The following is a 15,208-nucleotide window of genomic DNA, read 5'->3' as shown; positions in this document are numbered from 1 at the left end:
TTAACGATTTCCTTTCATAAGCATTACCCTATTTTTTCTTTCTTCTAATAATTAATTTTGTTGAAGCCCTACGAGGATTACGAGTTTTCATCCCCAATGTCTTCTTACCTCAAGGTGTTACCGGAGCTACTCTTCCAATCGGCGCTTTTCCTTCACCACCACCATGTGGATGATCATTAGGATTCATAACTGAACCTCTAACCGTCGGACGAATCCCTCTTCAACGATTTCTTCCAGCCTTTCCTCAATTAACTAAGTTCCGATCTTCATTACCAACTTCACCAATTGTTGCTCGACAAGATGCTAATATCTTGCGAACCTCACCAGAATTTAAACGAATCGTAATATAACGACCACTTTCATCTTTTCCTAATAATTGAGCACTAGTTCCCGCGCTTCTAGCTAATTGACCACCTTTTAAAGGTCGCAATTCAATATTATAAACTACTGTCCCCTCAGGCATTTTCCCCATTGGCATACTATTACCAACTTTAATATCAACCAACGCACCACTAACAATTTCCATTCCCACTTCAAGAGTTTTAGGTGTTAAAATATATCTTTTTTCACCATCAAGATAATTAATTAATGAAATAAACGCATTACGATTGGGGTCATACTCAATACTTGCTACTTTACCAATAATATTGTCTTTATCACGTTTAAAGTCAATAATACGATATTTTCTTTTATGACCGCCACCTTTATGACGCGTAGTAATAATTCCCCGATTATTCCGACCAGATTTCCTATTCAGTGTAGTTAATAACGATTTCTCTGGTTTATCAGTTGTTAAAACTGAATAATCAAGAGTTGTCATATTACGACGACCATTAGTAACTGGTTTATATTTTTTTATTGCCATAACTCTTACTCCTTAATATTATTCGTTATTAAATAACTCTAATTTTTCACCTGGTTTTAAAGTAATAATTGCTCTTTTACTAGCATTAGTTAATCCTTCAAACCGTCCCATTTTTTTAGCTTTCGGTTTCTTTTTAATAATATTTACCTTAAGAACTTTTACTTCAAAAATAGTTTCAAATGCTTTTTTAATTTGTACCTTATTAGCCTTATAATTAACTTCAAAAGTATATTTACCATCAACATTAATTTTTAAATATGACTTTTCTGTTAAGACGGGCTTTTTAATCACTTCGGTAATACGCATTATGCCAATACCCCCTCAATGTTTACTAACGCCTCTAAAGTTATTAATAACTTATTAGCGTGCAATAAATCATAAATATTTAAATTATTAGCAGCAATAACATTAAATTTTGCAATATTACTTGCTGATTTAACAATCATTTCATCAGCTACTTTAGTAATTAATAATGTTTTATTATCCACTAACTTTAAATTTTGACAAATTTGTAAAACTGCCTTTGTTGAATATTTTTCTAAACTAATACTGTCAACAATAATAAGTTCATTATTTTGTGCCTTTAAAGATAACGCCGATTTTAATGCTAACTTTCTTACTTTCCGATTAACATGCAATTTATAATTTCTCTCAACTGTTGGACCAAATACAATTCCCCCACCTTTTCATTGTGGCGAACGAATTGAACCTTGTCTGGCTCGTCCTGTCCCTTTTTGCTTCCATGGTTTTTTACCACCACCGCTAACTTCACCACGAGTTTTAGTTTGATGTGTTCCCTGTCTTCAAGACGCTTGTTGAGCAATTGTTGCATCAAACATTGCTTGTTGATGAGGCATAATATTTCAAACTTTCTCATTTAAACTAACATCTTTAACAACATTACCATTAATATCTAATACTTGTAACTTCATCATTTTTTCTCCTTAATAATTATGCTGCTGGGGCAACGCTACTAACATCTACTGTAGTAGTTTCAACAGGTGGTTGATTGTTAACTAAATTTGGTGGTGTTTTTGTTTTTAAGCCCTTAATCGCTTCAGTAATAACAACAAACTGTTTTTTAGGTCCTGGAATTGAACCTTTAACTAATAACGCATTCTTAGCAACATCAATATGAATTACTTGCAAATTTTGCATTGTAACTTGTTGATGTCCCATTCTTCCCGGCATCTTTTTTCCTTTAAAAATTCGGTTCGGAGCAATCGCACCCATTGAACCAATTTCACGATGAAACCCAGAACCATGAGCCATCGGCCCTCTTGAATAATTATGGCGTTTAATAACTCCCGCAAAGCCTTTACCCTTGCTAATAGCTCGCACATCTACTAATTCACCAGGAGTGAAAATATCACAATTAATAATATCTCCCATATTAAACCCTGACATTTCACGAATCTCTTTACTAAACCGCTTCGGAGTTGTCTTAGCTCTTTCAAAATGTCCTTTCAATGGTTTATTAACTAAATTAGGTCTTTTATCTTCTACCGCTAACTGCAACGAAGTATAACCATTTTCCTCTGCTGTTTTAACATCAGTAACAACATTAGGTTGCACTTCAATAACTGTTACGGGAATTATCTTTCCTTCAACAGTAAAGACCTGAGTCATAGCAATTTTTCTGCCTAAAATTCCTTTCATAAGAATTTTACCGTCCTTTCCAACTTATCATTATTGTGTATATCATTGCCTTTTAAAATATATTTCTAAAAGGTTGACTAAGTTAATTGCGTTTATAATTGTTTATAATTTAATCTCAATATCCACACCACTAGGTAGTTGTAATCTTGATAAACTATCTACAGTTTTTGGTGTTGGATTAATAATATCAACTAATCTGTTATGAGTTCGGATTTCAAACTGTTCACGAGCATCTTTATGTTTATGAACAGATCGTAAAACAGTATAAATTTCTCTTTTGGTTGGCAAAGGAATCGGTCCCTTAACTTTTGCTCCTGTCAATTGCACTGCTTGAACAATTTTAAGAATTGACTGATCAACAGTTTTGCTATCATAACCACATAAACGAATTCTAATTTTTTGAGCCATAACACGGTCTCCTTCCTGAATTAAAAATTACTTTTGCTACAACGCTTCTTGGCGTATCGATAATGGTACATATAATATACACAGTTAAATATTATACACTATTCCTTAGCAATTACAAATATATTTTACTACGGTGGTCGCGTTTAGTTTTCTTAGGTATTGCTTTTAAGAAGTAAAACAATCAGCTAATTATATTATTTAATTACTAAACTAACCATACCTTTCTTGTTATTGTCATTTTTATTGACTACTATTTTATCATATTATTGAATTTTTACACAATAAAAATTATTAATTATTATTAAATTTTAACTAAATATATATTAATTTTATATTTTGGACGCATAAAGTTTTGTTAGGTGGGCAAATATTTGAATAAGTATTAAGGCAGTCAGCAATGATTGTCTTTTTATTTTATAAGGTGTTAAAATTTGTTCTTTGAAAATTAAATACAAGTGAATCAATAATGTTGGTATGTATTAAAACACGATAAATTGTGGGTGGTCGCCATAACCAAAAGAAGTTTACCAGTTAATAGATAACACCCTATTAGCTATAGCAATTTGTTTCATTTTGCAATAAAAAAATGAATGGGTGGATTTCCTAAAAATATACACGCTATTAAATTAGTTCCAAGGGTAGGATGCGGATGTTAAAGTGTAGAAATTTCTATATAGGGGTATGTTAAGTTTAAAATTATTAAAATCTTTATCTAATAAAAAAACAAAATTTATTAACAAAGCTTGTTAAACACTTAAATCTGCGATATTTAAGTGTTTAAAAAACTAAGTTAACTAACTTAGTTAATATACTTAGTTTATCTATAAGAAAGGTAATTTATTATGAAAAACATTGAAAACATTTTCTTAAATACTAAAAAATATCTCTTAAAAGAAACGCAAAACGCAATGCTTATTAAAGCCCCTAAAATTCCGTGATTTAATGAACAAATCGGTATTTGGTTTCCAAAACGATTTGTTTATAAAGGAAAATATGAAAATTCTATTTGCATCGGAATAATAAAAGATAGTAAATATCAAATAATTTCAATTAATAAAAAAGAAAATGAAACCAAGTTAATTAAAGGACAAGAATTATTAAGCTTCTTCATTGCCAAAAAAGAAAACAATAAAAAAGATATAAATTATAACTATTTTAAAGGAGTTTAAAAATGAATATTGCGATTGGAATAATATTTATTATCATCTGCATCATGCTATTGGCATATTTTGCTTATAAAATTTATGCCAAAATAAAAATTAGAATTAAATATAAAAATGCCATCAAAAATAATACTGGTAATTTCACAAAAGACGAAAAAGTGTTTATTGCCCGCTTTGAAGAATGGGTTAAAGCTCCTAATTCAAAAGAAAATAACGCGGATAAAAAATAATGTTTTGAGAAATTATTATGGAGTTCTTAAAACTGTTTGTTCCAATAGAAAAAATGCCTGCACAAGTTGCGTTTATTGCCGGATTAATTATTATCATTACTTTTCTTTTCGCCTTAATTTCAATTATGTATTTACCAATAAAAATGATTTTTGGGAGATAAAAAATGACAGTAAATTTAAAAGAATTTAATTGAGAACAAATTAAACAAACTTTCTGAGATTTATTTATTCAAATTACAACTATTCCAGCTCACATTACTGGTGGTAAAGAAATTAAATTAACCGAAGCACCACTTTGACTTTTAATAGCAAACATTGCCTTTTGATTCTTAACAGCGATTATGGTGTGATTTATTCTAATGCTACTTTGAAAAACCATATCAGTATTTAGATAGAGAAAAAAATAATGTCAAGAAGTTACATTGTGATGCATTCCCAAAGAAATTCAAAATTAATTAGGAAAAAATATAATCGTGTTAAGGTTAATCGTGGTTTTAACAAATTTAAGAAAAACTTTGAATATAAATGATGAATGTTTTAAAAAGAAAGGGGGTGATTATATGATTGGAACTTTCTTAGCAGGAGAAGCGCCAGCAACAGTAGAAAAAATAACAGCTAGTGACGCGATGACTAAATTGTGAAACGCAATTATAACAGCGTTTACTAAAATGTGAGAAATTATTGCTGTTAATATGCCACAAGTCGGTAACTTCTTTGCTGACTACTGAATATTCATTTTTCCATTTATTTTGGCAATATTCTTTATTTGTTTTAAAATGTTTGAAAAATTACTTGGAGCGGTACGCTAACAAAAAAATAAAGTGAGGTGCAAGATGAAATTTTGCAAATGAATAATAGAAAAAAATAACCATTTTATTGAATTAAATCGCACCTCATTTTTAATTTTATGACATTGGGGAGCAATTTGATATATTTACAACGGTTATTTTAAAAACATTGTAAGCTATTTATTTTTAGCAGGTTGTATTTTAATTTTCCTTTTCAAAATTGGTAATTTAACACAAATCAACAAAGTTATTAACTTCTTAAAAAATTTTCACCATTAAACATCGTTATTGGTTCATTAGGAACTGGAAAAACTGCCTTTCTAGTATACGCATCAAAATTACTAAAAAAGAAAAAATATCATATCGCCTCAACATTTCCATTACTAGAAACCCAAAAATTAAGTTTAGGACATATGGGATTGTTAGACTTTGATTATCCGGTATTGCCAGACAAAACCTTACTTTTGTGAGATGAAACCAATTTATTTTTAGAAGGAACTGATTGAGAAAAAAATAATACTAAAAACGAAGAAACCGGTATTCAAGAATATTTCGCTCTGGCACGGCATTTTGGTCATATTGTTCTCGCTAGCGGTCAAAGAGATAAACATATATGAGTTAAAGTTCGTGATATTGCCAATAATGTAATTGTGGGAATTCGTAAAAAACCCGTTAATATTTTTCGCCCCTACTTAAAAGTTATCTATGGCATCTTTACTAGTATTGAAGAATATGAACGCTGACGAAACACCTTAATTGATGCTAAAAATAGTAAAAAAGGTCGTCGCATTAAATATCGTGATATTCCGGAATTAGACATTTATTTCTTTAAATTGAAAATTCCCCTGCCAATACTTAACACTTACAATTCTTTTTACCTAGCATTTTTAAGAGAATACTTAAATTCAAAAGTAAATTCTGACTATGAAGACAAATACTATAATGACACCGCAATTGATTTAGAAGACTTGGAATACTTAAAAATGGATAAATTTAGCAAATTTTTAAGAAAAATGAAAGAAAAATAACGGTTAATTCCGTTTTTAGTAGCGTCAGTTATTTGGTAGACATTAACTTAATTAAGTTGAGCTTTATTTAATATTTTTGTTTCATTATCAGCACAATTCTAATAACAATCATAATTCAGAAAAAAATTGCCATTAGTGTAAAACGAAATAAAAAATCAAATACTTTATATTTTAAAAGAGTTCAAACTTCTTCTAAAAATTTTAAAGAAGGTGGATAAAGTTTTTGTAAAAAATGCTACTAAGCTACTAAGAAATTTCATACTACTTTTTACCCACACTAGAAACAATCGTATTTATCATATTTCACCTCCTTTTTAAAAAATATTGTCGCTACTAAAAACAGAATTAACTACAACATTAGACTTCTTGCATTACTTATTTATTAGACTTCTTGCATTACTTATTTATTAAACAAAATTCCTATAAAATATATTTAAAATAGAAATTATAAGGAATTTAAGATTATGAAATTTGATAAATTTAATTTTATTAATGATAAAGAATTATTACGATTAACTGGAATAAAGCAAAGTACTTTTAATAAAATGTTAAATATTTTAAAAGAAGCTGAGTTAAAAAAGTTTAAAAGAGGTGGTAAAAATAATAAATTATCATTAGAAAATAGATTATTGATGACTTTATCATATTGACGAGAATATCGTACTTATTTTCATCTTGGTAAAAGTTTTGATATTAGTGAAGCTAGTTGTTATCGAAATATCAAGTGAATTGAAGATATTTTAATCAAACATCCTGATTTTCAACAACTTGCTGGTAAAAAAGCATTAATAAATGATTATTTTAATGCTGAATTATACTTGTAAGTGCAAGTAAATAAAATTGCAAAAAATCTCATATAAAAATTTCATGATGCTAAGTTTATTTTAGAAAAAACAAAGCAAGGAGTTTTTATATGGGTTACAAACATCTTGGCATATATGAAAGAATTTATATTGAGAATCAATTGAAGTTTAAAGTAAAAATTAGTGAAATAGCTAAAAATCTTAATCGAAGTATTAGTACTATTATTCGAGAAGTCAATAGAAATAAAGATAGTAATCATTATTTTTCATTAATTGCACAAAATAAAGCAGAAAACAGAAAACAATCACATGTTTATTTTCATAAGTTTAAAAATAGAGAATTAGTAAAATATGTACAACAAAAATTACTATTAGGTTGATCGCCTGAACAAATTTATGGCAGAATTAAAAATTTTCATAAAGAATGAATTATTAGTTTTAAAACAATTTACAATTGAATTTATTCTGGATTACTTGAAAAAGTTACTAATAAAAATTTAAGAAGAAAAGGTAAGAAACGAAAATCTCAAGAAAATCGCGGTAAATTTAATGGTAAATCAATTAAAGAACGAAATATTAATGTTAATAATCGTATAACTGTTGGTCATTGAGAAGGTGATACTGTAGTATCATCACGAGGTAAAAGTAAATCATGTTTAATAACTTTAGTTGAAAGAACATCAAGATTTACTTTAGCAATGTTAGTTGAAAATAGAACTACTAAAGTTGTTAACGAAAACATTAGCCATTATTTATCAATTCTTCCAAATAATCTTGTTAAGACTATAACATTTGATAGGGGTAAAGAATTTTCTAATTGACAACAACTTGAAAAAAATTTAAATGTGAAAATTTATTTTGCTAATGCGTATTCGCCTTGACAAAGAGGTACTAATGAAAATACTAATGGTTTAATTAGAGAAAAATTTCCTAAAAAATTTAATTTTTCAAATACTACTAAAAATGCAGTTCATAAATTTATATTGTCTTTAAACCAAAGACCAAGAAAAATACTAAATTATCTTTCACCAATCGAATATTTGGTTAGAAAAATAATTTAGTTGCACTTAACTTTACAATTTGGCAAATAATAAAATAATTTTTTGTTGTGTCAAAATTTACACATTTAATAAAATCCATAAGTATTAACCTAATAAAAGTTAGAAATTACTATATAGTATTTTTTATTTACAAATAATTTGTAATTATTTTAATAAGTAATGCAAGAAGTCTAATAAATGATTATTTTAATGATAAAACAATTATTATTGATGCTACAGAAACACCCATTCAACGCCCAAAAAAAGACAAAAACAATCTTATTCAGGAAAAAAGAAAAAACACACTATTAAAACACAAGTAATTATTGAAAAAGAAAGCAAAATAATTATTGCAACAAATTTTTCTCTCGGTAAAAAGCATGATTTTTGTTTATTTAAAGAATCAAAAATCCCAATTTTAAAAAATACTAAATTAATAGTTGATAATGGTTATCAAGGAATACAAAAAATTCATAGTAATGTTCTAATACCTAAGAAAAAAACAAAGAAAAACCCTTTAAATAAAGAACAAAAACATAATAATAAATTAATTTCAAAAATGAGAATTATTATTGAAAATATTTTTGCTATTCTTAAAAAATTTAAAATTATTACTGAAAAATATCGTAATCGTAGAAAACGATTTAGTTTAAGATTTAATTTAGTTGCACTTAACTTTACAATTTGGCACGAAAACATTAGCCATTATTTATCAATTCTTCCAAATAATCTTGTTAAGACTATAACATTTGATAGGGGTAAAGAATTTTCTAATTGACAACAACTTGAAAAAAATTTAAATGTGAAAATTTATTTTGCTAATGCGTATTCGTCTTGACAAAGAGGTACTAATGAAAATACTAATGGTTTAATTAGAGAAAAATTTCCTAAAAAATTTAATTTTTCAAATACTACTAAAAATGCAGTTCATAAATTTATATTGTCTTTAAACCAAAGACCAAGAAAAATACTAAATTATCTTTCACCAATCGAATATTTGGTTAGAAAAATAATTTAGTTGCACTTAACTTTACAATTTGGCATTAACTAAGTTGTTAATTAACTTAGTTTTTTAAACACTTATATATCCCAGATTTAAGTGTTTAACAAGCTTTGTTAGTAAATTTTGTTTTTTAATTAGATAAAGATTTTAATAATTTTAAACTTAGCATATCCCCTATATAGAAATTTTTACACTTTAACATCCGCATCCTACCCTTGGAACTAATTTAATAGCGTGTATATTTTTAGGAAATCCACCCATTCATTTTTTTATTGCAAAATGAAACAAATTGCTATAGCTAATAGGGTGTTATCTATTAACTGGTAAACTTCTTTTGGTTATGGCGACCACCCACAATTTATCGTGTTTTAATACATACCAACATTATTAACTCACTTGTATTTAATTTTCAAAGAACAAATTTTTAACACCTTATAAAATAAAAAGACAATCATTACTGACTGTCTTAATACTTATTCAAATATTTTCCCACCTAACAAAACTTTATGCGTCCAACAACTAAGTAAAATTTCCATAACTCTTAAAAAGAATTATGGAAATAATAATTAAATATTAATTAAGTTACTTTTACAAAACTATTAATCTTAATTTGTGATAAATCATTGTTATAATCTCAAAAAAATGCCAACTTATCAGTTTTTTCTTCCTTCGGATTAAGTTTCACAATATTATATTTTCAATTAACAATACCACTAAACTTATACTTTTGGGCAATGCCTTGAAAAAAAACATCAAAATCAATTTCTTTAGGTGCTGTCTTATCATCAGTTACCTCTGCTTTAATACCATCAATTACTTTAATCTCAGCTCCATTAAAATTCAATTTATCATTAACAAACGAATTATTAATATCAAACTGATATGAAAATGTATCCCCCGACCTTGTATAAAAATCAGCATAAAATTGAGTTGATAATTCACTATTCAATTGCTTTACTTTCTCTTTATTACTTTCTGCTCACGCTGTTTTACCAGTTTTTTTATAAGTATAAAATAAACTATTTATTGTCTTAGTAACCGCCTCAGCACGAAAAATCTTATCAAATATTGTTGCTTCATTAGCAGCATTAGTAATATTAATTGTAACCGAATGCGTCTTCATGCTACAAGCAACAATACTAAATATCGTTACAAAGCTAGTCATTCAATGACTAATTATTGAAAGCATTCTCCTCATATTTTGTTCCTTCTTTCTTTTCATTTTTATTCACAATCTTATTATAATCAATAAAACTACCATACTTTTGTAAAAAAAGTAATTCTACTGTTCCAGTCGGACCATTACGATGCTTAGAAATAATTAATTGTGCTTTATGTGATTCTTCATTCAAACTATCTTCTTTCTTTTCATAATAGTCTTCACGATAAAGAAACATAATTAAGTCAGCATCCTGTTCAATTGCTCCTGATTCCCGCAAATCAGACATTAATGGTCGTTTATCTTCTCTTGATTCTACTTTTCGCGATAACTGTGATAAACAAACAATTGGTACTTCTAGTTCTCTTGCTAATGCCTTTAAACTTCGAGAAATATTAGAAATTTCTTGTTGCCGATTCTCACCATCACCAACTAATAATTGCAAGTAATCAATAACAACCAACTTTAAATCATAATTATGACTTAATTTTCTTAATTTAGAAATTAATTCAATCACTCGCAATCCTGGGGAATCATCAATAAAAATATTACTTTGCTTTAATTTACTACCAACACTAGTTAAATCTTGTCAATTCCGACTTGTTAAATTTTTTCCTGTTTTAATTTGCATTGAACCAATTTTTGTTTCTGAACCTAAAATTCTCAAAATTAATTGTTCGGTTGGCATTTCTAAAGAAAAAATGACCACAGCACTATCTTTATAAACTCTTGCACAATTAACAGCAAAATTTAATGCTAAAGCTGTTTTCCCCATTGAAGGACGAGCTGCCAAAATAATAAAATCACCATTTTGAAAACCATTAGTAATCTTATTTAATTGCATAAAACCACTATCTGAACCTGTTAATTGATTATCACTATTTTGTAACTTCTCAATCTTAGATAATGTTGCATCAACAATATCCTTAGTACTTTTAAACTCATTTTTTTTACGATTATTAGCAATTTCCAAAATTTTCCGTTCAGCAATTCCTAAAAGTTCCCACACACTAATTTCAGTATTAATTTTCTTAGTAATATCTTGAGTTACTAATTGCAAATTTCTTAACATTGTGCGTTCAACAATAATTTTTAAATAATCATCTAAATTAGCATCACTAATATAACTTTGAGTAATCAAAGTTAAATATTCCACTCCACCAGCCTGACTAAGACTTTGTTGTTTAACTAACATATCAGTTAAAATTGGTAAATCAATTGGTAATTGGTGATTATATAACGAAGTAATTGCTTTAAAAATTAATTTATGTCGGGAATTAATAAAATCATTCTCATTAAGAAAAGCAACAACCTCATCACTAGCAGTTTTAGAATTAATAACTGCCGCTAAAACACTAACCTCAGCATCTTCTAATAAAAAATTATTAGTAATAGTCATTACTTTTTACCTACAACTTGAATTTTCAAAATTGTAAAAATATCATTAAATAATTTAATACTAATATTATTAATACCAATAGTATTAATATTTTGATAATTAACTAACTGTTTTTTATCTAATTGAATATTATACTCTTGACTTAATTTTTCAATAATCTGTTTACTAGTAATTGCTCCAAATACCTTATCTTTATTAATTTTCAAATCAAAATTTAAAATTATCTTTTCAATTTCTAATTTTAATGCTTCATTTTCAAGCTTTTTTTCATTAACTTCATGATCAAATTTTTGTTGTTGTTTTCCTAACTGCACTAAAGCTTGACTTGAAGCCACAATTGCTATTTTTTGTGGTAATAAATAGTTTTTTGCATATCCATCAGCAACGGTAATAATATCGTTTTTCTTACCATAGTTTTTTAAATTTTTCAATAAAATTACTTTCACCTTATAACACTCCACATCACAATTTTTTTGCATTAGACTTGGTACATAACCCTCAATTTTATCTACTATTTTGATAATATTATTTTCTAGATGAAGCACAAATATTAGATAAATATAAAGATGAAAGTGAATTTTATAGTTTGGTAAATGCAAAATGTTATAGTTATGTGCCAAGTCTATTATATATAATATGTTAACATTACTTACTAATTGTAATACAAAAAGCATACTTAATACAAATATTAAGTATGCTAATCAACCCTAATTATTTTACAAGATATGGTAATAAAGCCACTGTTCTTGCTCTTTTAATCGCCATTGCCACCATTCTTTGATGGAAAGCACAATTACCACTAACTCTTCTTGTTAAAATCTGTCCATTAGCAGAAATATATTCTTTTAATTTTTCAACATCTTTATAATTAATGTAATTAATTTTATTTTTTGTAAAAAAACATGGTTTTTTTCTCTTTTTAAACTTATTTACGCGTTTATTTTCCATAATTTACTCTCCTCACGCAATAGCATCATCATTATCAAATGTTAAATTTGCTCCTTCGTTATTTTCTTCTTGCTTATTATTATCAATACCATTATTGTTATTAACAAAATTAAAATTCATATTATCAAGATTAAATGCCTGATCATCAATTTGGTTCTCGACCGGAGAACTATAATCATTAACAAATGACGGTGTCGAAGCATCTCGAGAATTTTCAACCCCAGCACCACTACCTCTTGAATCTAAAAACTTAACACTAATCGCTCTAACATCAGTAATCGTTGTTAGCACACCATTTTGTTCTTGTCTTCTTGATTGAATGCGACCTTCAACCGCTACTAATGAACCTTTACGAAGATTATTATACATTGAGTCTGCCACTTTTTCTCAAGCAACACAACTAATAAAATCTGCTTGATTATTAAAATTATTAATCGCTATTGTAAAATATAAAAATGATTTATTATTTTTTGCTGACCGTAAATTTAAATCATTAGTAATTCTGCCAATTAAAATTACTTTATTTAACATAATATATTCATTCCTTTATTGTATTTACTTATTTTCAGGTTTTTTATAAGTTTCACGCGGTACATAAGGTCTTTGTCTTCTTTCACCACTATAACGATTTGATCACTCATCATTTTCATTAGTATTTAACTTTAACTCAGCAACCATTTTATCACTATGATTTTGTTCAGTATCAAGATTAATAATTAAATGACGATAGATATCTTGTTCAATTTTAGCAACACGCATAAACTCATTAATTGTTTCTTTATTAACTTTAACTTTTAATATTGTATAATAAGCTTTATTTTTATGATTAATTGGATATGCTAAATCTCTTAACCCTCAATCAGTAACACTTTCAACTTTTCCCGTTTGTTTTAAAATATTATGCATCTTTTCTTGCAATGCTTTAATATCTTTACATTCTGGATTAATAATATACATAATTTCGTACTTATTCATCGTTTCAACCTCCTCTGGACAATAAATATTTATTGGTTCTTTTAACAGAACAAGAAATTAATATGGGAATTTATTAATTCAACAATAATTATATAACAATTCTTAACATAATAATACTATTATTTATTTTTATTCTGTTTATGAGCAACAACAAATTTAATTTTACAATAGACTTGGTACATAACCTTTAATTTTATCTACTATTTTGATAATATTATTTTCTAGATGAAGCACAAATATTAGACTTCTTGCATTACTTATTAAAATAATTTGTAATTATTTTAATAAGTGCCAAATTGTAAAGTTAAGTGCAACTAAATTATTTTTCTAACCAAATATTCGATTGGTGAAAGATAATTTAGTATTTTTCTTGGTCTTTGGTTTAAAGACAATATAAATTTATGAACTGCATTTTTAGTAGTATTTGAAAAATTAAATTTTTTAGGAAATTTTTCTCTAATTAAACCATTAGTATTTTCATTAGTACCTCTTTGTCAAGGCGAATACGCATTAGCAAAATAAATTTTCACATTTAAATTTTTTTCAAGTTGTTGTCAATTAGAAAATTCTTTACCCCTATCAAATGTTATAGTCTTAACAAGATTATTTGGAAGAATTGATAAATAATGGCTAATGTTTTCGTTAACAACTTTAGTAGTTCTATTTTCAACTAACATTGCTAAAGTAAATCTTGATGTTCTTTCAACTAAAGTTATTAAACATGATTTACTTTTACCTCGTGATGATACTACAGTATCACCTTCTCAATGACCAACAGTTATACGATTATTAACATTAATATTTCGTTCTTTAATTGATTTACCATTAAATTTACCGCGATTTTCTTGAGATTTTCGTTTCTTACCTTTTCTTCTTAAATTTTTATTAGTAACTTTTTCAAGTAATCCAGAATAAATTCAATTGTAAATTGTTTTAAAACTAATAATTCATTCTTTATGAAAATTTTTAATTCTGCCATAAATTTGTTCAGGCGATCAACCTAATAGTAATTTTTGTTGTACATATTTTACTAATTCTCTATTTTTAAACTTATGAAAATAAACATGTGATTGTTTTCTGTTTTCTGCTTTATTTTGTGCAATTAATGAAAAATAATGATTACTATCTTTATTTCTATTGACTTCTCGAATAATAGTACTAATACTTCGATTAAGATTTTTAGCTATTTCACTAATTTTTACTTTAAACTTCAATTGATTCTCAATATAAATTCTTTCATATATGCCAAGATGTTTGTAACCCATATAAAAACTCCTTGCTTTGTTTTTTCTAAAATAAACTTAGCATCATGAAATTTTTATATGAGATTTTTTGCAATTTTATTTACTTGCACTTACAAGTATAATTCAGCATTAAAATAATCATTTATTAATGCTTTTTTACCAGCAAGTTGTTGAAAATCAGGATGTTTGATTAAAATATCTTCAATTCACTTGATATTTCGATAACAACTAGCTTCACTAATATCAAAACTTTTACCAAGATGAAAATAAGTACGATATTCTCGTCAATATGATAAAGTCATCAATAATCTATTTTCTAATGATAATTTATTATTTTTACCACCTCTTTTAAACTTTTTTAACTCAGCTTCTTTTAAAATATTTAACATTTTATTAAAAGTACTTTGCTTTATTCCAGTTAATCGTAATAATTCTTTATCATTAATAAAATTAAATTTATCAAATTTCATAATCTTAAATTCCTTATAATTTCTAT

22 protein-coding genes are annotated in these 15,208 nt (G+C 26.7%); 9 read left to right on the top strand and 13 right to left on the bottom strand.

The window, feature by feature from the left end:
- Positions 1 to 28 precede the first annotated feature (28 nt).
- From rplB to rpsJ, 5 genes are all read right to left on the bottom strand, one after another.
- Entirely contained in the window at positions 29 to 865 is an 837-nt protein-coding gene (gene rplB, locus AAHJ00_RS00375; protein ID WP_342224106.1) for a 50S ribosomal protein L2, read from the bottom strand.
- An 18-nt stretch (positions 866 to 883) separates the two neighbouring features.
- Positions 884 to 1,171, bottom strand: a complete 288-nt coding sequence (gene rplW / locus AAHJ00_RS00370; RefSeq protein ID WP_342224105.1) for a 50S ribosomal protein L23 — start codon at positions 1,169 to 1,171, stop codon at positions 884 to 886.
- Entirely contained in the window at positions 1,171 to 1,797 is a 627-nt protein-coding gene (gene rplD / locus AAHJ00_RS00365) for a 50S ribosomal protein L4 (RefSeq protein ID WP_425288868.1), read from the bottom strand. The genes rplW and rplD overlap by 1 nt, the downstream gene beginning before the upstream one ends.
- 19 nt (positions 1,798 to 1,816) lie before the next feature.
- The gene (rplC, locus tag AAHJ00_RS00360) at positions 1,817 to 2,524 is read right to left on the bottom strand and encodes a 50S ribosomal protein L3 (protein WP_342224103.1); all 708 of its coding nucleotides are present in this window, start codon (positions 2,522 to 2,524) and stop codon (positions 1,817 to 1,819) included.
- 102 nt (positions 2,525 to 2,626) lie between these two features.
- Positions 2,627 to 2,932 (bottom strand): 30S ribosomal protein S10, encoded by a 306-nt coding sequence (gene rpsJ, locus AAHJ00_RS00355; protein ID WP_342224102.1) that lies wholly within the window; start codon positions 2,930 to 2,932, stop codon positions 2,627 to 2,629.
- An 842-nt stretch (positions 2,933 to 3,774) separates the two neighbouring features.
- Here rpsJ and AAHJ00_RS00350 point away from each other — a divergent pair.
- From AAHJ00_RS00350 to AAHJ00_RS00310, 9 genes are all read left to right on the top strand, one after another.
- Positions 3,775 to 4,101, top strand: coding sequence for a hypothetical protein (locus AAHJ00_RS00350; RefSeq protein WP_342224101.1), 327 nt, complete (start codon positions 3,775 to 3,777; stop codon positions 4,099 to 4,101).
- Positions 4,102 to 4,103: 2 nt separating this feature from the next.
- Complete coding sequence (locus tag AAHJ00_RS00345; RefSeq protein WP_342224100.1) at positions 4,104 to 4,325, top strand: hypothetical protein; 222 nt, start codon at positions 4,104 to 4,106, stop codon at positions 4,323 to 4,325.
- 164 nt (positions 4,326 to 4,489) lie between these two features.
- On the top strand, positions 4,490 to 4,720 hold the full coding sequence (locus tag AAHJ00_RS00340; protein WP_342224099.1) for a hypothetical protein: 231 nt from the start codon (positions 4,490 to 4,492) through the stop codon (positions 4,718 to 4,720).
- Between the two features lie 165 nt (positions 4,721 to 4,885).
- Positions 4,886 to 5,134 (top strand): hypothetical protein, encoded by a 249-nt coding sequence (locus AAHJ00_RS00335; protein ID WP_342224098.1) that lies wholly within the window; start codon positions 4,886 to 4,888, stop codon positions 5,132 to 5,134.
- A 24-nt stretch (positions 5,135 to 5,158) separates the two neighbouring features.
- Positions 5,159 to 5,392: a hypothetical protein gene (locus AAHJ00_RS00330; protein ID WP_342224097.1), complete on the top strand. Its 234-nt coding sequence runs from the start codon at positions 5,159 to 5,161 to the stop codon at positions 5,390 to 5,392.
- Positions 5,393 to 5,526: 134 nt separating this feature from the next.
- On the top strand, positions 5,527 to 6,141 hold the full coding sequence (locus AAHJ00_RS00325) for a hypothetical protein (protein WP_342224096.1): 615 nt from the start codon (positions 5,527 to 5,529) through the stop codon (positions 6,139 to 6,141).
- A gap of 464 nt (positions 6,142 to 6,605) precedes the next feature.
- Entirely contained in the window at positions 6,606 to 6,965 is a 360-nt protein-coding gene (locus tag AAHJ00_RS00320; RefSeq protein WP_342224089.1) for a transposase family protein, read from the top strand.
- 89 nt (positions 6,966 to 7,054) lie between these two features.
- On the top strand, positions 7,055 to 8,005 hold the full coding sequence (locus AAHJ00_RS00315; protein ID WP_342223478.1) for an IS30 family transposase: 951 nt from the start codon (positions 7,055 to 7,057) through the stop codon (positions 8,003 to 8,005).
- Between the two features lie 286 nt (positions 8,006 to 8,291).
- A complete protein-coding gene (locus AAHJ00_RS00310) occupies positions 8,292 to 9,002 on the top strand; it encodes an IS30 family transposase (protein WP_342224586.1) in 711 nt (236 codons plus the stop codon).
- Positions 9,003 to 9,564: 562 nt separating this feature from the next.
- Here AAHJ00_RS00310 and AAHJ00_RS00305 read toward each other — a convergent pair.
- The 8 genes from AAHJ00_RS00305 to AAHJ00_RS00270 form a co-directional block, all read right to left on the bottom strand.
- Complete coding sequence (locus tag AAHJ00_RS00305) at positions 9,565 to 10,176, bottom strand: hypothetical protein (protein WP_342224095.1); 612 nt, start codon at positions 10,174 to 10,176, stop codon at positions 9,565 to 9,567.
- Positions 10,160 to 11,545, bottom strand: a complete 1,386-nt coding sequence (gene dnaB, locus AAHJ00_RS00300) for a replicative DNA helicase (RefSeq protein WP_342224094.1) — start codon at positions 11,543 to 11,545, stop codon at positions 10,160 to 10,162. Before dnaB ends, AAHJ00_RS00305 begins: the two co-directional genes overlap by 17 nt.
- Complete coding sequence (gene rplI / locus AAHJ00_RS00295; RefSeq protein ID WP_342224093.1) at positions 11,545 to 11,991, bottom strand: 50S ribosomal protein L9; 447 nt, start codon at positions 11,989 to 11,991, stop codon at positions 11,545 to 11,547. Before rplI ends, dnaB begins: the two co-directional genes overlap by 1 nt.
- A 265-nt stretch (positions 11,992 to 12,256) precedes the next feature.
- Positions 12,257 to 12,493, bottom strand: a complete 237-nt coding sequence (rpsR, locus tag AAHJ00_RS00290; RefSeq protein WP_342224092.1) for a 30S ribosomal protein S18 — start codon at positions 12,491 to 12,493, stop codon at positions 12,257 to 12,259.
- A 3-nt stretch (positions 12,494 to 12,496) separates the two neighbouring features.
- Positions 12,497 to 13,024 (bottom strand): single-stranded DNA-binding protein, encoded by a 528-nt coding sequence (locus tag AAHJ00_RS00285; protein ID WP_342224091.1) that lies wholly within the window; start codon positions 13,022 to 13,024, stop codon positions 12,497 to 12,499.
- 24 nt (positions 13,025 to 13,048) lie between these two features.
- Positions 13,049 to 13,468: a 30S ribosomal protein S6 gene (rpsF, locus tag AAHJ00_RS00280; protein WP_342224090.1), complete on the bottom strand. Its 420-nt coding sequence runs from the start codon at positions 13,466 to 13,468 to the stop codon at positions 13,049 to 13,051.
- 314 nt (positions 13,469 to 13,782) lie between these two features.
- Positions 13,783 to 14,733, bottom strand: a complete 951-nt coding sequence (locus AAHJ00_RS00275) for an IS30 family transposase (RefSeq protein WP_342223478.1) — start codon at positions 14,731 to 14,733, stop codon at positions 13,783 to 13,785.
- Between the two features lie 89 nt (positions 14,734 to 14,822).
- Positions 14,823 to 15,182 carry a transposase family protein gene (locus tag AAHJ00_RS00270; RefSeq protein ID WP_342224089.1) on the bottom strand — a complete coding sequence of 120 codons (360 nt, stop codon included), beginning with the start codon at positions 15,180 to 15,182 and terminating at the stop codon, positions 14,823 to 14,825.
- Between the last annotated feature and the right edge of the window lie 26 nt (positions 15,183 to 15,208).

This window comes from Spiroplasma endosymbiont of Asaphidion curtum, assembly GCF_964031085.1.
Lineage (GTDB): Bacteria > Bacillota_I > Bacilli_A > Mycoplasmatales > Nriv7 > Nriv7.
Note: the sequence above shows the minus strand (reverse complement) of the source record. Positions and strands in the feature narration are given on the sequence as shown.